This is a genomic window from Natronomonas sp. CBA1123 (assembly GCF_009741925.1).
Classification (GTDB): domain Archaea; phylum Halobacteriota; class Halobacteria; order Halobacteriales; family Haloarculaceae; genus Natronomonas.
The window spans coordinates 1-17,733 of record NZ_WPCC01000053.1 but is presented as its reverse complement, the minus strand read 5'-3'; the positions used below and the strand labels follow the sequence as shown (position 1 = coordinate 17,733).

The window sequence follows — 17,733 nt, the reverse complement described above, 5'->3', positions numbered from 1 at the left end:
CCCCGGCGGGACTCGGAGGTCGTCGCTCTCGTGGGCGATTGCGAGGTCGGCGGCATCGAGGGCGTACAGTTCCAGTCGGTAGGGGCCGGCCCCGATGGCGGCCAAGGCGGGCGGGCCGCCGCGGTCCGAACCGGCGTGGTAGGCCAGGTGGGGGACGCCGTCCTCGAAGGTGATGACGCCGCCGTCGTCGGTGTCGGCGAGGAGTGCGTCCCGTGGTTCGACCACCGCGTAGCCGTCGAGGCGGCGGTCGAGGGCGTCCTCGAGGACGGCCGCGAAGTCGGTGACGACCCGCGAACGGAGCAACTCGCCGTCCGGAATCATGGCGGGTCGGGGATGACCGCGGTCCGGAACCGGTCGGCGACGGCCTCGGAGTCGCCGTCGGCGGGGTCAAGCGACGCCGCCGCCTCCCGAAAGGCCGCGGCGGCCGCCGAGTCGGGGGCGTGGGCCAACAGCGGCTCGCCGGCGGCACGGGCCTCTCCGGCGGCGTCGGTCTCGGGAACCGACGCGAGAAGGGGTCCCTCGAAGTAGCGGTCGGCCTTCGCGGCCACGTCGCCGATGTCGCCCTCGACGCGATTGAACAGCGTACCCGCGATGTCCGACCCGTAGGACAGCGCGTACTCCTGGACCTTCAGGCCGTCCGACACCGCCGGGATGGTCGGGTTGAGGACGACGACGACCCGGTCGGCCAACACGATTGGCAAGACGGCGCTTTTCGAGGCCAGCGTCGCCGGTGAATCGAGCAAGAGCACGTCGGTGTCGGCCGCGAGGTCGGCGACGGCGTCCCGGAGTCGTTCGGGGTCGGCTGCCTCGAAGGCCGCGAGCGAAGTCCCGCACGGAACGACGGACATCCCGAAGCGCTCGTAGGTTGCGTCCTCGACCGGCGCGCCGCCTTCGACGAGTACGTCGTGGAGCGTCGTCTCAACGTCGGCGAGACCGGCGTGAAACAGCAGGTTCGCCATCCCCGTGTCGGCGTCGACGACGGTCACGTCGTAGGAGTCGGCCAGCGCCATCCCGAGTGCGAGCGTGCTCGTCGTCTTGCCCGTGCCGCCTTTGCCCGATGCGACGGCGAACGCCTCGACCATTTACTACAACTGGCCAACCCTTCGAATATAAAGTCTCGGAAACCCCGAAGCGGACGGTGAAACGGCACTCCGGACGAGCGGTCAATCGTCGGTTGCGGGTGCCAAATCGGGGTGTTCAGTCTCGCCATGCCCGTCCAGATGGAGCCTCGTCACGAGCAACAGCCCGAGGAGACAGGGGCCTGCCACGATGAGCACTGAGGCGCGTATCCCGTAGGCTGCCATCGCCTCTGCCCCGAGGATACTCCCCACGACTGACCCCAGTTGCCCCAGCGTGAGGAGGAACCCCGACATGGTCCCGACGTGGTTGGGGTCGATATCCGCGAGTTCTCCCGGCAGAATGTAGAACATCGCCGCGAGACCGCCACCGAAGAACCCCGAAACGACCAAGCCGAGGAGGAACACGGAAATCGCCGGCGCGAACCCGACGACGATGATTCCGAACGTAAGCCCCAGAATCCCCAGATACAGACCCAGACGCCGGGTGTAGCGGTCAGACAGCGGCGGGAGAAGGAGGGCACCCGCCGTCGAAGCCAGCGGCGAGGCCCCAATCAGATACTCGGGGACCGAAAACGTGTGGGCCCCCGCGTACTCCGGGAGGACAGCCAGCGACCCCAGGGCGGACCAGTATGCGAGTCCGATGAGTGCGAGTGCCCATGGCGTCGATGGGGACCGTAGCACTGCCGGTAACGACTCCCGAAACGGGACCTGGTCGCTCGATGTGAACGGCATTCCGGTTTCGACGTTCGTCGGCCGCTCCCCCTCACGGGGCGAGCGGACGAACAGCAACCACACGAGGCCAAACGCGGCAGTGAGACCACCGTACAGGAGGAACACGCTCTGCCAGTTGCCGACCACGTTCAACACGACACCTCCGGAAAGCGAGAGTGCGAGAGCTATTCCGAGCGTGTTTCCGGACATGAGAACGCCCTGTGCGAGACCCAACTGATGGGTTGGAAACCACTCGGTGATGACTTTGATGAGGTTCGGATTGACGACGCCCATTCCGAGGGTCGCCAAGAGGCTGATTGCGATTTGACCGGTGAGCGTCGGGACTGTAAAGCGAATAGCCGTTGCGACGCCGGTCAACACGGCACCGAGGCCGACAACGTACCTGATTGGATACTTGTCGCCGAGGGTCCCCCCCGGGTATCTGGACGAGGACGAGTCCGAAAGCGATGGCAGCAAACACGACGACAACGTTCTGCCACGGCACGCCAAGGTCCGTCGCCATCGCCTGTTTCAGCGGTGACACCGCCTGCCAGATGAGTGCGATACTGGTTGCGTGAACGAAGAACGCGACGATGAGAACGACCCATCGGTAGCGAACACCACCCTCTGAACGAGCCGTGCGTGCCATGGTATCAAACGGACAGGATTCGAAGGTAGATGTATTCCTTCGCATGGTAAGGACGCTTAAGAGGACCCGAACGCACCCCGCCTCTCGGACGCTATCTTCCGGTAGCCAGCCGACTAGAGCCCTCTCGACGCCCGTTCCCAAACACTGATGGTGCAAACCAATAATTCGGCTCTATGAAGCGGACGAAAATCGTTTACAGCCATCCGGAGGGCTTTTTTCAGTCGATTGGTAGAGCCCTCGCCGACCACGCCGCCGTGGACCCGGTCGCGCTACACTCCGCACGGCTCCTCACCGACGGAACCGGTGTCTTGCTCTACGAACTCGAAGGCGATGCCAGCGCCGTACGCGATATTCTCGACAGCAATGAACGGACCACGCGCTTCGACGTGACACAGATGCGTGACTGCATCGCGGCATACGTCCACTTCATTCCGACCGACACCGTCGAACGGATGCTCGAACTCCAAGAGCAACACGGACTCGTTATCGATTCACCGATGCCGATTCACGACGACGGGCGGATGGAAGTGACGATTATCAGTCCGCAGGAAAACCTCAGTGAGGCGTTTTCGGAGATACCGGACGTAGTCGACTCGACGGTTGCACGCGTGGAAACGTACAGACCAATCGAAGGGAACTACTTCGAGACACTGAGCGACCGGCAACGCGAGGTGCTCCAACTGGCCTACGAACGAGGGTACTACGAACAACCGCGAAGAGCAACCCACGAGGACCTTGCTAGTGAACTCGACTGCTCGAAGTCCAACCTTGGCGAGATACTGCGCCGAATCGAAAACGACCTCGTCGAACACGTGTTGCAGCAGGCGACCGATTCGGACCGAACGTCGTCCCCTTTCGGTTCAATCGAGTGAGGTATCGAGCGTCTCCGAAACGTCGGAGCGTGAATCGGATGGTCCGTCGAGCGCCTCATCGGCCATCGGAGTGACCGTCTAGTTTCGGTGGGCCGATGAGGGTCGTCCTGCGCGTGTTCTTAAATCACCTCTCCATGTGAGGAGAAGGTTCCTACTGAAGCGAATACGGACGGGGTGTATGTCGCAGAGCGCTACCGATGCCTTCGAGATTGCCCAGTTCGACAGCAGTATCGACGTCGCGGAAGTCGCCGAGGACACCTACCAGTGTACGTCCTTCTCCAACGTCACGGCCTTCGACACGGCCGAGGGGTTGGTACTGATAGACACCTGCTTGCCAGCGTTTGCGCCACACGTGGCCGCTGAACTCCGAGAACACACCGATTCGCCGGTTCACACCGCTATCTACACCCACGGGCACGTGGACCACGCACACGCCCTCGACGAATATCTCCTCGACGGACAGGAACCACCGACCGTCATTGCCCACGAGGCGATGGCCGACCGCTTCGACCGATACGCCCGGACGGAGACGTACAACGACGTCATCAACGGCCGACAGTTCGCTGGTGACCCGGCGGCCATGGAGAGTCACAGTCTCTCAGAAGGAAACTCGTTCGGCTGGCCCGAGCACCCACCAACGACGTGGTACAGCGACGAACTGACGATTACGGTCGGCGGGGTGACTTTCGAACTCCACCACGCACGCGGCGAAACCGACGACATGACGTGGGTGTACTGTCCCGACCGGAACGTGCTCTGTTCCGGCGACCTCGTTATCGGAGCCGTCCCGAACGCCGGGAACCCACAGAAAGTCCAACGGTACCCCTGGGAGTGGGCCGACGCACTCCACGAGATGGCGGCTACCGAGGCCGATGTGTTGTGTCCCGGGCATAGCGAACCTATCGTCGACGACGCTGCGGAAATCGAACACCGACTGCTCTCGTACGTTGACTATCTTGACACGATTGTCGAGGCGACTCTCGAGAAGCTCAACGACGGCGCACCGCCGCACGTCGATATCGTTCGCGAAATCGAGTTCCCCGACAGCGAGGAGCCGTGGCTCCAACCCGAGTACGACTCTCCGGAGTTCATCGCCCGGAACGTCATCCGGTACTACGGCGGCTGGTGGTCCGGTCGGCCGAGCGAACTCAAGCCGGCACGGCGAGCGGCACTCGCCGAAGAGATTGCCGAGCTCGTCGGTGGGGCGGAGAGGCTTGCGTCGCGTGCAGAAGAGCTCGTCACAGCCGACCAACGACTCGCCTGCCATCTCGCCGACTACGCGCTGGAGGCTGCCCCTGAAAACGAGACTGTCGGAGAAGCGGTTGCGAACGTCTACGAGGAGCGGTCGGATACCGTGGATGACCTGATGTCGGCCAACATCTACGCGTCGGCTGCGGAGTACGCCAAAGAGGGCCGTCGGTTCCGCTGACAGCCGTGTAAGTGACCGATTCTCCGGCTATTTTCTCCCCTTCGAACTCGTTGTGATGGCGGCGCGGCAGTACTTGCCGCAATCTTGACTAACAATCATTAACGTTTAAGACCATGTAGGATGTGGGTGGTAGTAGATGACCCGAGACGAGATCGAGCCCATCGTTCCCGTTATGCCCACCGAGGAAACCACGGACGCCATCGTCGCCGACGGCGGCCGCAAAAAGCGCTACGACGCCGGTGAGGTAGACGCACCCCTCGTCCCGGACCTCCGATAAGTTCCGCACGAATCGCTTCTCCGTTACTACTCGTCGCCGAGCGGCGGCGCCGTCTCAGACCACGTCACCGCGAACCGTGACGCCCTCCTGGGACGCCTGATACGCCCGGAGTTCCTCGGCCGCCGCCTCGGCCTCCGACTCTTCGAGGCCGAGCATTTCGAGCGACGCCGACAGCGTCGGGAAGACGAACTCCCCCGCATCCAACTTGCGGAACGCCTCCTCACTGACCTGCCCGCCCTCGTCGTCGTCCACCCACAGACACGCCGCCCGCGGGTCGAGTAGTTGAGTGTAGTCCTCACGCGCGCGGGCGCCCTTGAGCCGCTGGGTGACGTTGCGCTCGAAGCCGGTGTTGCAGACTTCGAGGTGGACCGGTTCGTCCTCGAGTAGGTGTGCCGCGAGACACTTTTCGGGGGCGACGTGGCCGTTGGCGTTCGCCCGGACGTACTCGTGGTGTTCGTCGGCCCACGCCGCCGACACCGTCTTGCCGACGCCGGAGACGCCGAGGCGTTTTTCGAACTCCGGTTCCCGGTCGGGGGCGTCCTTGAACAGCAAATCCTTCGTCAAGTACACGTCGAGGCGCTCGACGGGGTCCATCCCCAACACGACGTCGCCGAACACCCAGACCTCACGAACGGGGACGGGCATGGGTTCGGACTGGACCGTCTCGACGATGTCGCGCAGGCGGCCGACGGCGGCCTCGCGGCTGAGACTCATCGGTCGGGCGTAGGCCCCCGGCGCCGAAAACGGTTACTGGTCGTCGCGACGAACGTACAGGGTCTTCTCGACGGTGGCGTGGACCGTTCCGTCCTCGTCGACGAGGTCGACCTCGTAGGTCCGATTGGTCGACTCTCCCGGGTCGAGTTCGCGGAGGGGTTCCAGTTCCGAATCGGGAATCTCCATCTCCGCCGACAGCGTCGACTCCCCCGGTTTCTGGAAGTCGATTTCGGCCTCGGTGTCCCAGACGGTGAACTCCTCCCCGAGCGTCTGAATCAGCATCATCATGTAGATGGGGTCGACGGCGGCGTAGAGACTCCCGCCGAAGATCGTGCCGGCGTAGTTGCGCGTCCGCCACGACAGCGGCACCTCGACGTGGATTTCCTGCCAGTCGTGCCGGACGTACGTCACCCGGCCGCCGCCGAAGCGATAGGCCGGAAACAGGTTAAACTTCAGACGGGCCAACCGCGTCCGGAGGGATTCGGTCATACGCGGCGGTGACCCGCGCCCAACTAAGCCCGTTCGGTTGTCGCGCCGAGGCGAAACCGGTATCCCGCCGAACCGGCAAGCCACCAGTAATGGAGTGCGACAAGTGCGGCGAGGACGCGGTGATGCACGCCGCCTACTCTGGGCTACACATGTGTGAGGCCCACTTCCGGCGGTCGGTCGACTCCCGCGTCCGCAAGCGGATTCGGGAGGACAGTCTGCTGTCCGACGACGCCACCCCCGAGGACCCCGAGACGTGGCTCATCGGCCTCTCCGGCGGCAAGGACAGCGTCGTCCTCACCCACATCCTTCACGACACCTTCGCCGCCGACCCCCGCGTCGAACTGGTCGCACTCACCATCCACGAGGGCATCGAGGGCTACCGCGATGCCTCGCTCGACGCCTGTCTCGAACTCACCGAGGACCTCGACATCGAACACGAGGTCGTCTCGTATGCCGACGAATACGGCCTCGAGATGGACGACGTGGCCGACGACGACCCCCTGAACATGGCCCCGTGTGCGTACTGTGGGGTGTTCCGCCGGGACGCCCTCTCACAGTACGCCGAGACCTACGGCGCCGACAAGCTCCTGACCGGCCACAACCTCGACGACGAAGCCCAGACGGCGATGATGAACTGGCTCTCCGGCGACGTGGCACAGATGGCCCAGCATTTCGACGCCTCGCTCGGGAGTTTCGACGACCGGGAGGTCGACGACGACCCCTTCGTCCCTCGCGCAAAACCGCTGCGTGACATCCCCGAAAAGGAGGTCGCGCTGTACGCCCACCTCACCGACCTCCCGAGTCACATGGCGGAGTGTCCCCACGCCAGCGAGGCCTACCGTGGGGAAATCCAGCAGTACCTCTACGACCTCGAAGCCGACCACCCCGGCACACGGCACTCGATTATGTCCGGCTACGAGGAGTTGGCACGACTCGCGGCGGAAGCCTACCGCGGCGGCGACGACGAACCGCGCGGGGAGTGCGACCGCTGTGGCGCGCCGACGAACAACGCGGTCTGCCGGAAGTGCGAGTTGGTCGAGGCGGTCGGTGGCGACGCCGCCAGCGGCGACTGACCCGGTGTCCTGTTCGACCGTTTCGAAACGCCGTCAGCCGAGCGTCATACATCGTGTTTTACGCCAGAATAGTCAGATGAAATATTCAAACAGCTATTACTCAAACCACCGTACTGCAGCGAAAAATAACGTCTAATATTTCAGACTTATCGGATTACGTCAAGTCCGTTGTTCTTCTCGACTTCCGAGCGGCCGCCGTCGGTTTCGCTCATGCCGAAGCCGCCGGAGTTGCCGGAGCTGCTCGTGTTGGCCGACTGCTCGGGCGGTGAGGAGGCGAACTCGCCTTCCTCTTCGACACCCTCGATGGCCTCCCGAGAGGCATCGGCCTGTTTCTGGGTCGTTGGGCCGAGAATCTGGGCCGACTGGACGCCCGTCATGATGGCCATGACGCGGACCTTGCCCTTGTACTCGTCCTGGATGCGCGCGCCCCAGATGACGTTCGCGTCGGCTTCGAGTCGCTCGGTGATGTTCTGGGCGATACCCTCGGCCTCTTTCAGCGTGAGGTCGGGGCCGCCAGTGATGTGGACCAAGCCGCCGGTCGCACCACGGTAGTCCACGTCCAAGAGTGGGTGGTTCATCGCGTCGTTGACCACCTCCTTCGTCTTGTTCTTGTCTTGCGTCTCACCGACCAACATGACCGCGACGCCGCCCTGACCCATTATCGAGGTCATGTCGGCGTAGTCGAGGTTGATGAGCGACGGCTGGGTGATGGTCTCGCTGATGCCCTTCACCGTCTCGGCGATAATCTGGTCCATCACCGAGAACGCCTTGCCAATCGGGAGATTGGGGACGTAGTCGAGCAGGCGGTTGTTGTCGAGGACGATGATGGAGTCCGCTTCGTTGCGGAGTTTCTCCAGCCCTTCCTCGGCTTTCACCGTCCGGGCGCGCTCGACGTTGAACGGCGTCGAGACCATGCCCACGACGATTGCGCCCTGCTCTTTGGCGATTTTCGAGACGACCGGCGCCGCACCGGTACCCGTCCCGCCACCCATACCGGCAGTGACGAACACGAGGTCCGCCTCGCCGAGGACTTCCTTGATGGTGCCCTGGGCCATCTCCGTGGCGCGTTCGCCCATCGATGGGTCGCCACCGGCACCGAGGCCGTTGGTCAGGGACTTGCCGACGAGAATCTTCGTGTCGGCCTCGATCATCTGCAGGTGCTGTTTGTCCGTGTTGATGGCGATGGTGTCGGCGCCGTCGACACCGATGTTGTACAGTCGGTTGACGGTGTTGTTACCGGCACCACCGGCACCAACGATGACGATTCGCGGGTCGCCGAACTCGTCGCCGTCCCCGCCAACGTCGTCCATGTCCCGCGACTCCTTCTCGGCGTTCTCCAACGCGGAGTTGACGATGTCCTGCATCGTCTACACCTTCGCCCACGGGCGGTTGCTGTCCCGGGGCTCGCCGTCTTGTTCGTTCAACATCTCCCGCACGGCCGAGCGAATCGCCTCGCTCCGGTTGGGGTACTCCCCCGTATCGACCATGCGTTCGACCTCTTCGATCTGCTGCTTCGGAATCCGTAGTGTCACACGCTCCATTGTTGTATTCCCCTTAGTCTGTGGGTAAGACGACATTGCACACGCGACCGTTACCGCGTTTACACCGGGAATCCGCACCGTAGCGGCCATCTGCGTACGTCGACCGACCCAGTGTAAGACGTGCCGTCTTACGCAGATGTATGCACAGAAGCAGATTACTTAAATGTTAGGGTGGGCGTAAGACAGATTCGTAAGAATGTCGTTTACAGCCTTCTGTCGCCAGTATTCGGCGTTTACGTGTCGCCGAGAACGTCCGCTGCGGTGGTCCGTCGGCCACAGCTGGGGCAGAACGCCCAGTCCGAGCGGACCTCGTCCCCGCACTCGCAGAACACTCTGTGAGACGCCTTCTCCCCACAATTCGGACAGTACACGTCCGATTGCGTGAGCTCTTCACCACACTGTTTACACGCGTCGTGTGCCGCGTCGGACGCGTTTTCGGGTTCCGCCTCGTCTGTCTTACGGGATTCGCCGGCCTCGTGTGACACGCCCGCAGAATCGCCATCAAGCGTGATGTTTACGTTCACGTCTTGGGGTTCTCGTGGCGTAAACGACCGGTCGAGCCGGTCGGCGATGAGGGCATCGACGCGCTCCGCGATGAGGTCGTCGAGGGATTCCTCCGCGATGGAGTCTGTAGAGTCGGCGTTTACACCGCCCGTAGCCGTGTTTACGGACGGTTCGCCCTCGTCGAGATACGCCCGGAGCGCCTCGCGCATGACCTCGCTCTTCGAAGCGTCGTACGCTTCGAGCTGCCGAACGAGGTCGTCGTCCGCCCGGAACGTAATCTTGCTCATTGCTCGTCCGACGATTGTGTGTGACGGTATTTCAATCTTCCCGCGATGTCAGACACGCGTCCGTCCGGCGGCAGACGGCACTGGATGATAACCGTTAAGTCCGACAGGGCACTCGCTTCGAGTACGCCCGCCCTTAGCTCAGACTGGTAGAGCAGTCGACTGTAGATCGACTTGTCCCCCGTTCAAATCGGGGAGGGCGGACTTTTCCTGCGAACGAAGTGAGCAGTGAAACGTCTCCCGACCCGATTTGAAGAGAGGAGTCGCAGCCCCGGAACGGCGCGAAGCGCCGCATGCCCGGAACGTCTCCGTGTGGGCGTAGCGCGACAGTCCTATCCTGCGGGAAACTGGCGCGGTTTTTAATATCTTGCGGAGATATTTTCTGGTTATGGTGGGCGTGAGGTTCGACAACGGGGAGCGGGTGATAGAGCGGTGGGACGAAGTGTTCAAAGCCGTCTCGACGGAGCCGCGGAGACAGTTACTAGTCTCGTTGCTGGATGCCGAACCGAACGCTTCGGTGCCGCTGCCCGAAGCGGCGATAAATCCGAACGTCCCCGTCGAACCCGAGCGGCTTCGAACCGAGTTGTTTCACGCCCATTTGCCCATGTTAACGAGGTTGGAGTTCGTCGAATGGGAGAGAGACCCCTTGCGCGCGTCTCGCGGACCGCGCTTCGAAGAGGTCGCCGTCGTCTTCGAAAGCCTGCACGCTATGTCCGACCAGATACCCGATTCGCTGGTAATCGGGTGTCAGCGACTCGAAGCCGAGCGGCAAGACGTTCACTCCGACGGCTGAGCCGAGTTACGTATCTCAATCGGTGATTACTCGGTGCCGTCGCGACGGTGGAGCCGCCGGAGCGGACGCGAGCGGCCCCAGCAGTTGTTTCCGCTTGATTGACGGATACCATGTGATAAACTATCGAAGGAGATTTGCGACTTGCACGGTACCATCGTGCTAATGAGTGTACTCGGTGAAATCGTGGAGGCCATCGCAGAGGCCAAAGGCGTCGATTCTGCAGAACTCGAGATTCAACTACAGGAGTACGTCGACACGGACGCAATCCGGTCGTTAGTTGCTCACCAAGGCGACTCGTGGAGCCTACAGTTCGAAACGCCGAACCATATCGTACGCGTTACTGGCCATAACGTGGTAATCGTAGACGGCTCGGAGAGACAACGACTCGCTTGAGGCACGTCTCGAAGGACGACGGGCGGAGTCTCTGAGCGGCTGTCTCCCGTCGACCGTCGGCTTTCGCGCCGCGAGGCCACGAGCGCTTCAGTCGCCGCGTGGCAGAACGCCTACGGTCGGCCGCCGCGATGCGTCGGTATGTCCGACACCCACTCGATTCCCGTCACCGACGGTGAGGCAGTCGTCGCCGAGCACCACGCCAGTGCCGGCGACCGCTGGCTCGTCTTCTGTCACGGCTTTCTCAGCGACAAAACCGGGAGCTACGAAGCCCGCTGTGAGCGGGCCGTCGAGGAGGGATACGACGCGGTCCGGTTCGACTTCCGGGGCAGCGGCGACTCCGACCGACCGTTCGTCGAGTCGACGTTGAGCACGCGACTGGCTGACCTCCGGGCAGTCGTCAACTACTTCGACCCCTCGTCGTACGCGCTGTTCGGCTCCAGTTTCGGGGGGAAGGTCGCACTCCACGCCGCAAGCGACGACGGCGTCGAGGCAGTCGCCACGCGGGCGCCCGTAACCTACAACCGCGCCTTCGACGACTACCGCGCCGCCGTTGCCGATGCGGGCGAACTCCGCATCGACGACGACCACGCTATCGACGAGCGGTTCTTCGATGACTTCGAGCAGTACCCCTTCGCCGACGCCGCCGACACCATCGACGTACCCGTGGCGATGTTTCACGGTGCGTCCGACACGTCGGTCCCGATAGCGGACACATTCGAGGCGGCGGCGACGCTCGAGACCGACGTGATGGTCTCGAAATTCGACGGGGAGGGCCACCGCTTTTCGGCGGCGGCCGAACGGCGACTGTTGGACCGGCTGTTCGCGTGGCTCTCCGAGCGATAATCGTGTCCACGAACGTGTACAAAACCGCTGCAATCGGCCGATTTGAAACGTCGTAGGATATTATATGCAGGCCGTTGGAACCGTCGTGTGAGGCCACGACCGGAACCACGTCGGGGAACGTGGGACGCCGTACCGCTCGGTCTCGGGAGGAACCAGATATGCCACTGCTAACGCGCGTCCGACGGCTGTTCGGAACGTCACACGTCATCCACGAGTGTCGACGCTGTGGAACGAAACTCGACGGCGAGTTCGACACCTGTTCGAACTGCGACTCCGACGACATCGCCCGCTACGACATCGGGTGAGAGACGGTCGTTCGAGCGTCGGAGCCACCACAAGACATATTCTGCCGGTTGAACACGCCAGCGACGATGCCCGCCCTCCATCGGTTGTGGGCACGCCGCCAGCGACAGCCACGGTTCGTCGCCGCGTCGCTGGCCGTGCTCGCCGTCCTGCTCGCATACCCGGCGATACAGTGGTGGCTCCAGTCGGCCGGTATCGCCGGCGAGTTCCGTTTCTACGACCTCGGCGCCTACCGCAGCGCCGTCAGCGCCTGGCATGGCGGAGACCCCCTGTACGTCCCGAACGACGACGGCGGCTACCACGGCAGTTACCTCTACCCGCCGGTGTACGTCCTGCTGTTCGCGCCGCTGTCGGAACTGCCGTTCCGGCAGGCCGGCGTCGTCTGGAACGCCCTCTCGGTGGCGCTGCTGTGGGGTGGCTTGCAGGCCGTCGTCGCCGCACTCGCGCTGCTTGCGGCCGGGAGGCGGGTCGCGGAAGCAGCCAACTTCGGGCTGTTGAGCGACGCACTGATTTCCGAGCGTTCACACGGCTGAATCGCCCAATACGCTTAACATCGACGCTATCGCAGAGTACGGTTGTGACGTCGGGGATTCGCGTTCTTCACGTGGACGACGACGACGCCTTCCGCGATTTGACACAGCGATATCTCGAACGGGAGGGGATAGACGTCGTCGCCGCCGAGGGAGCCACCGCCGCACTCGACCGGCTCGACGAATCGGTCGACTGCGTCGTCTCCGACTACGACATGCCGAAGACCGACGGGTTAGAGCTACTCGAATCGGTTCGCGAGCGCGACCCCGACCTCCCGTACATCCTCTTTACCGGGAAGGGAAGCGAGGAAATCGCGAGCGACGCCATCAGCGCGGGCGTCACGGATTACCTCCAGAAGGAAGCCAGCGCCGAGCAGTTCACCGTCCTGTCGAACCGCATCGAACACGCCGTCGCCGAGCGCCGGACCGAAGTCGCACTCGAAGAGAGCGAGCGGATGCTGTCGACGCTCGTCTCGAACCTCCCCGGCATCGTGTATCGCTGCCGCAACGAACCGGAGTGGCCGATGGAGTACATGAGCGGCAACGTCGTCGAGTTGACCGGCTACGACCCCGAGTCGTTCATCGAGGGCGACCCGAAGTGGGCGGACATTCTCAGGGACGACGAGGAACGACTCTGGAACACCGTCCAAGCCGCCCTCGACGAGCGCGAACCCTTCGAGACGACCTACCGCATCGCCGACGCCGACGGGGAGACGCGGTGGATGTGGGAGCAGGGCCGCGGCGTCTTCGAGGACGGCGAGTTGGTCGCCCTGGAGGGGTTCATCACCGACGTGACCGAGCGGAAACGCCACGAGCGGGAACTCGCCAAATACGAACGGTTGGTCGACGCGATGGGCGACCCGGTGTACACCACCGACGCCGACGGCTACGTCACGACGTTCAACGAGCGTGCGACGGCGCTGACCGGCTACGACGCCGACGACATCGTCGGCGAGCACGTCGAGATGCTGCTCACGCCCGAGGACATCGAACGGGGTCGAGCCGTCGTCCGCGAGTTACTCGCCTCCGAAGAGTCGGACACCGCGACCTACGACATCACGGTCCGAGCCGCCGACGGCGAGCACCTCGAGTTGGAGAACCACGTCGCCCTGCTCACGGACGGCAGCGAGTTCCGCGGCACCGTCGGCGTCCTCCGGAGCAGCGAGGACCGAACCGACAACCGCCTCCGCAGACTCCACGAGTCCGCCCGCGAGTTGATGAGCGAGAGCGACTGCGACCGCATCGCGTCGTTGACCACCGACGCGGCGAAGGAGATACTCGGCCAACCGATTACGACGGTCCGTCTCGAAGCCGACGGTGCGCTCCTGGTGGCGGCGACGACGGCGGAAGCAACACGGCTACTCCCCGAACGACCGCGAGACGCCTCCGGGGACACTCCCGCCGGAGCGGCGTTCCGCGAGGGAGAACCGCGCGTCGAGAGCAACCTCTCGGAGCGCGACGACTTCGACCGCGGCAGCGTTCGTTCGGCCGCGTACTTCCCGCTCGGCGACCACGGCGTGTTGATAATCGGCGCCACTCAATCCGACGCCTTCGACGCACACGACATCCAGTTGGCGACGATACTCGCCGCCAACGCCGAGGCCGCACTGGACCGCGCCGCAAAGGAGGAGGCGCTCCGACAGGAGCGCGACGACCTCCAGGCGCTGTTCGAGAACATCCCCGACCCGACGGTCGAGACGGTCATTCGCGGCGGCGAGGCGGTCGTCGAGCGAGCGAACCCGGCCTTCGAGGACGTGTTCGGCTACGACGAGGCCGCGGTGACCGGCGAGAACCTCGATGCGTTCATCGTCCCCCAGGAATCCAGAGACGAAGCCGTCCAGTACAACGAACGGATACGCGAAGGCGAGGGATTCCACGGCGAGGTCCGCCGACTCACCGACGACGGCCTCCGGGATTTCATCCTCCACGTCGTCCCCCACGACGTCAGCGGCGAGTCGACCCGCGGCTACGCCATCTACACCGACATCACCGAACAGAAGCAACGCGAGCGCGAACTCGCCCGGCAGAACGAACGCCTCGACCAGTTCGCGAGCGTCGTCTCTCACGACCTCCGGAACCCGCTGTCGGTCGCCCGCGGACGCGTCGACCTCGCGCGGATGACCGGCGAGAACGAACACTTCGAGGCGTTGGACCGCGCCCACGACCGCATGGAGGAGCTCATCGAAGGGTTGCTCGCGCTGGCACGACAGGGGGAGTTGACCGGCGACCCCGTCGCCGTCGAGTTGGAGAACGCCGCCGAGGCGGCGTGGGAGACCACGGACACGGACGACCTCACGCTCGAATTCGACGGAAGTACGACCCTCGAGGCCGACCCCGAGCGACTCCGTCAACTGCTCGAGAACCTCTTTCGGAACGCGGTGGAACACGGCGAGGGGGCCTCGACGCTCACCGTCGGCCCCCTGCCGGATGGCTTCTACGTCGAAGACGACGGCGTCGGCATCCCGGAAGACGAGCGTGAGGCAGTGCTCGAATCCGGCTACTCCACCGCCGGCGGCACCGGCTTCGGGCTCGCAATCGTCGACACCATCGCCGAGGCCCACGGCTGGGAGGTGTCGGTCACCGAAAGCGATTCCGGCGGTACACGCTTCGAATTCCGCGGCGCCGTAGGGGAGTAATCAGTCGTCACCCGCCCGCCAGCGGCCGCCGTTGACCCGATAGCCGTCGAACTCGCCACTCTCGATTTCCGCCTCGATTTCCGCACACGTATCGTCGTCGACCGCCGCGAGGTGACACAGTGGGTGCCCCGGCAGTGCGACGGGGTTCTCGAGGACGCCGACGAGCAGGCCGGTAAAGGGCGCCGAGACGGCACGTTCCTCCTCGCCGAAGTGGTCCGTGATGGTGCAGATGGTCTCGCCGGCCCGGACCAGCGGGTAGGGGCCCCACTGCATGTCGACGAGGCCGCCGGTGTCCGCCCGGAGCCACGACTTCTCGGTGTCGTCGCCGATGACCCGTCGCCACCCCGGATGCAACACCGGGTGTCCGGGTAGCATGTCGTACTCCGCGAGCACGGACTCGACGCCCGCGAGTGCCTTCTCGATGAGCGTGGGTTGAAACCGGTGGGCCTTCCCCATCTCGACGGCGACCGTCGGCGTTCCCGAGGCCGTCGCGACGGCCCGAAGCGACCCGCTATCGCCGGTTCCCGAGAGGACGAGGTTCGCGCCGAAGGCCCGCGTCAACCGCTCGACGGCCGGGTCCGAGACGTTCGCGCGGGCGTGATACATCGTCGTCCGATTGCGGGTCGAGGTGTGGAAGTCCAGACAGAGGTCACACGGTTTCACGAACCGCTCGAACACCTCGTGGGCCATCCGCGAGGCCGTGTTCCCCTGCTCTTGGCCCGGAAACGAGCGGTTGAGGTCCTGGTCGTAAATCGGGATGTATCGCTGTTGGGCCTGATACCCCGGCACGTTGACGACGTGGACGACGACGAGCGTTCCGTGGATATCGGCCGGCGAGTATCGCTTGGCAGCCTGTTGACACACCTTCACGCCGTTGAGTTCGTCGCCGTGAATCGCCGCGGTCAGGCAGAGTCGCGGTCCCGGTTCGGACCCGTTGATGACCGTGACCGGCACCTCGACGGGGTCGCCGAGGTACGTCTCGCTGATTTCGTATCGGAAGTGTCGCTTCTCGCCGGGAGATACCTTCCCGTCGTACCGGAAGGGGCGGGACGACTCTGGGACATCGATGGCCGTCGTGTCGGTCATGGGAGTGCCACACACGCGGCAACCAAGGGAGTTTCGTGGGACTCGCTGACCGACCCACCGCTCGGACGAACCCTTTTGACCGAGAGCGACCCAGACAGCGCCATGAGCACGCGACTCCCCCAATCGGAGTTCGACGACCGCCTCGCAGCTATCAGGGAACGAATAGAGGAATCGGACGCCGACGCCGGCGTCTGGTTCGGCGCGACGTCGATAGAGTACCTCACCGGCTTCGCCCACATCCAGACCGAGCGCCCGGTCGCGTTGGCGGTGACAGACGATGCCGTCGCGCTGACCGTCCCCCGACTGGAGGTCGAACGCGCCGAGGCCGTCGACTCCATCGACCGCGTCGAGTCGTACTTCGACTATCCGGGCGGCAATCCCATCGAGACGGCCGCCGAAACCCTGTCGGACCTCGGCGTCGAGTCGGTCGCCGCCGACGCCGACGGCGCCCCTGGGGTGATGGGGTACCAGGGACCGCCGCTGAGCGAGTTCCTCGCCGTCGACACTCAGGACTGGGTGAGTCGGATGCGGTGGGCGAAAAGCGACGCCGAAATCGAGTTGATACGGAAGTCCGCGGAGTGGGCGAACCTCGGCCACCGGTATCTCGCCGACTACACCGAGGTCGGCGCCCATCCGGCGACGGTCAGCCAGCGGGCCTCGACGGACGCCTCCCGGGCGATGCTCGACACGTTGGGTGACCGCTACGTCGAACGCGCCCGCGGTGACGGCCCCGTCCACGCCGGCTACATCTCCGCCGAGGAGACCGCCCTCCCGCACGGCCACACGCCGAATCAGCGACTCCACGAGGGCGACGTACTGATTACGGGTGCGACCGCCAACGTCGACGGCTACGTCTCGGAACTCGAACGGACGATGTTCGTCGGCGAACCCAGCGACCGACAGCGCGAGTACTTCGAAATCATGCTCGAAGCCCAGACGATAGCCATCGAATCGCTCGGCCCCGGCGTCGCGCTGGAGTACGTCGATAGCGAGGTCACAGCCTACTTCGAAGAGCAGGGCGTCGCCGACCTCGCCCAACACCACGTCGGCCACAACATCGGCTTGGGCGCCCACGAACCACCCTACATCGACCGCGGGTGGAGCGACCACTGCGAGGCCGACCACACGAACTACGACGCCGCTGACGCGTCGATGGAGCCGGGGCACGTCTACACCATCGAACCCGGCATCTACACCGACGACGCCGGCTACCGCCACTCCGACACCATCGCCATCACCGACGACGGTATCGAGTGGCTCACCTACTACCCGCGGGAACTGGAGGCGAACGTGATTCGCTGACGGCCGGCCCCAAGGGCCGACCGGCCGCCGGAGCCAAACGCTTGAAGTCGTCTGCCACGATAGCACCGCCCAGTGACAGTCTCTTTCGACCTCTTCGGGACGCTCGTCGACTGCGATACGCCCGCCGACCCGGCGGCGGCCGTCGCCGCAGAACTCCGCGAACGCGGGGTTTCGGTTCCCGAGGACTTCGGCGACGCCTACCGAGAGGTCCACATCGACGCCCCC

General features: G+C 64.3%; 19 protein-coding genes, 1 tRNA gene and 2 pseudogenes. 13 read left to right on the top strand and 9 right to left on the bottom strand.

Going from position 1 to position 17,733, the window contains the following annotated elements; genetic code table 11:
• The 3 genes and pseudogenes from GJ631_RS16655 to GJ631_RS16645 all read right to left on the bottom strand — a co-directional run.
• Positions 1-321 (bottom strand): annotated as a pseudogene (locus GJ631_RS16655) (hypothetical protein); the annotation flags it as partial.
• Positions 318-1,082 carry an AAA family ATPase gene (locus GJ631_RS16650; RefSeq protein WP_156710233.1) on the bottom strand — a complete coding sequence of 255 codons (765 nt, stop codon included), beginning with the start codon at positions 1,080-1,082 and terminating at the stop codon, positions 318-320. The pseudogene GJ631_RS16655 and the gene GJ631_RS16650, both read right to left, overlap by 4 nt.
• 81 nt (positions 1,083-1,163) lie before the next feature.
• Complete coding sequence (locus tag GJ631_RS16645; protein WP_370518713.1) at positions 1,164-2,171, bottom strand: MFS transporter; 1,008 nt, start codon at positions 2,169-2,171, stop codon at positions 1,164-1,166.
• Between the two features lie 441 nt (positions 2,172-2,612).
• On the opposite strand from GJ631_RS16645, the gene GJ631_RS16640 reads away from it, so the two are divergent.
• The 3 genes from GJ631_RS16640 (at position 2,613) to GJ631_RS18785 (ending at position 5,017) form a co-directional block, all read left to right on the top strand.
• Positions 2,613-3,311, top strand: a complete 699-nt coding sequence (locus GJ631_RS16640; RefSeq protein ID WP_156710232.1) for a helix-turn-helix domain-containing protein — start codon at positions 2,613-2,615, stop codon at positions 3,309-3,311.
• Positions 3,312-3,489: 178 nt separating this feature from the next.
• Entirely contained in the window at positions 3,490-4,740 is a 1,251-nt protein-coding gene (locus GJ631_RS16635) for an alkyl sulfatase dimerization domain-containing protein (RefSeq protein WP_156710231.1), read from the top strand.
• A gap of 136 nt (positions 4,741-4,876) precedes the next feature.
• The gene (locus GJ631_RS18785; RefSeq protein WP_197425150.1) at positions 4,877-5,017 is read left to right on the top strand and encodes a hypothetical protein; all 141 of its coding nucleotides are present in this window, start codon (positions 4,877-4,879) and stop codon (positions 5,015-5,017) included.
• Positions 5,018-5,071: 54 nt separating this feature from the next.
• Here the strand turns inward: GJ631_RS18785 and GJ631_RS16630 are convergent, their stop codons facing one another.
• Both GJ631_RS16630 and GJ631_RS16625 read right to left on the bottom strand, forming a co-directional pair.
• Positions 5,072-5,731, bottom strand: a complete 660-nt coding sequence (locus GJ631_RS16630) for a hypothetical protein (RefSeq protein WP_156710230.1) — start codon at positions 5,729-5,731, stop codon at positions 5,072-5,074.
• A 33-nt stretch (positions 5,732-5,764) separates the two neighbouring features.
• Positions 5,765-6,220, bottom strand: coding sequence for a DUF4442 domain-containing protein (locus tag GJ631_RS16625; protein ID WP_156710229.1), 456 nt, complete (start codon positions 6,218-6,220; stop codon positions 5,765-5,767).
• 89 nt (positions 6,221-6,309) lie between these two features.
• Between GJ631_RS16625 and GJ631_RS16620 the strand changes: the two genes are divergently transcribed.
• Entirely contained in the window at positions 6,310-7,293 is a 984-nt protein-coding gene (locus GJ631_RS16620; protein WP_156710228.1) for a TIGR00269 family protein, read from the top strand.
• A 146-nt stretch (positions 7,294-7,439) separates the two neighbouring features.
• Here the strand turns inward: GJ631_RS16620 and ftsZ are convergent, their stop codons facing one another.
• The 3 genes from ftsZ to GJ631_RS16605 form a co-directional block, all read right to left on the bottom strand.
• A complete protein-coding gene (ftsZ, locus tag GJ631_RS16615; RefSeq protein WP_156710227.1) occupies positions 7,440-8,657 on the bottom strand; it encodes a cell division protein FtsZ in 1,218 nt (405 codons plus the stop codon).
• 3 nt (positions 8,658-8,660) lie between these two features.
• Positions 8,661-8,834, bottom strand: a complete 174-nt coding sequence (locus tag GJ631_RS16610; RefSeq protein ID WP_156710226.1) for a ribbon-helix-helix domain-containing protein — start codon at positions 8,832-8,834, stop codon at positions 8,661-8,663.
• Between the two features lie 233 nt (positions 8,835-9,067).
• Entirely contained in the window at positions 9,068-9,625 is a 558-nt protein-coding gene (locus tag GJ631_RS16605; protein WP_156710225.1) for a zinc ribbon domain-containing protein, read from the bottom strand.
• Positions 9,626-9,752: 127 nt separating this feature from the next.
• Between GJ631_RS16605 and GJ631_RS16600 the strand changes: the two genes are divergently transcribed.
• The 7 genes from GJ631_RS16600 (at position 9,753) to GJ631_RS16580 (ending at position 15,120) form a co-directional block, all read left to right on the top strand.
• A tRNA-Tyr gene (locus tag GJ631_RS16600) sits at positions 9,753-9,826 on the top strand.
• A 184-nt stretch (positions 9,827-10,010) separates the two neighbouring features.
• Positions 10,011-10,415 carry a hypothetical protein gene (locus tag GJ631_RS16595; RefSeq protein WP_156710224.1) on the top strand — a complete coding sequence of 135 codons (405 nt, stop codon included), beginning with the start codon at positions 10,011-10,013 and terminating at the stop codon, positions 10,413-10,415.
• Positions 10,416-10,577: 162 nt separating this feature from the next.
• Entirely contained in the window at positions 10,578-10,808 is a 231-nt protein-coding gene (locus GJ631_RS16590; RefSeq protein WP_156710223.1) for a HalOD1 output domain-containing protein, read from the top strand.
• Between the two features lie 138 nt (positions 10,809-10,946).
• Complete coding sequence (locus GJ631_RS16585) at positions 10,947-11,651, top strand: S9 family peptidase (RefSeq protein WP_156710222.1); 705 nt, start codon at positions 10,947-10,949, stop codon at positions 11,649-11,651.
• 158 nt (positions 11,652-11,809) lie between these two features.
• Positions 11,810-11,956, top strand: a complete 147-nt coding sequence (locus tag GJ631_RS18780; protein ID WP_178915975.1) for a hypothetical protein — start codon at positions 11,810-11,812, stop codon at positions 11,954-11,956.
• A gap of 66 nt (positions 11,957-12,022) precedes the next feature.
• The gene (locus GJ631_RS18775) at positions 12,023-12,487 is read left to right on the top strand and encodes a glycosyltransferase 87 family protein (RefSeq protein WP_197425148.1); all 465 of its coding nucleotides are present in this window, start codon (positions 12,023-12,025) and stop codon (positions 12,485-12,487) included.
• Positions 12,488-12,558: 71 nt separating this feature from the next.
• Complete coding sequence (locus GJ631_RS16580) at positions 12,559-15,120, top strand: PAS domain S-box protein (RefSeq protein ID WP_197425146.1); 2,562 nt, start codon at positions 12,559-12,561, stop codon at positions 15,118-15,120.
• On the opposite strand, the gene GJ631_RS16575 is transcribed toward GJ631_RS16580, so the two are convergent.
• Positions 15,121-16,206: a succinylglutamate desuccinylase/aspartoacylase family protein gene (locus GJ631_RS16575; protein WP_156710220.1), complete on the bottom strand. Its 1,086-nt coding sequence runs from the start codon at positions 16,204-16,206 to the stop codon at positions 15,121-15,123.
• A 102-nt stretch (positions 16,207-16,308) separates the two neighbouring features.
• On the opposite strand from GJ631_RS16575, the gene GJ631_RS16570 reads away from it, so the two are divergent.
• Both GJ631_RS16570 and GJ631_RS19530 read left to right on the top strand, forming a co-directional pair.
• The gene (locus tag GJ631_RS16570; RefSeq protein WP_156710219.1) at positions 16,309-17,508 is read left to right on the top strand and encodes a Xaa-Pro peptidase family protein; all 1,200 of its coding nucleotides are present in this window, start codon (positions 16,309-16,311) and stop codon (positions 17,506-17,508) included.
• 72 nt (positions 17,509-17,580) lie between these two features.
• Positions 17,581-17,733, top strand: a pseudogene (locus GJ631_RS19530) (HAD family hydrolase); the annotation flags it as partial.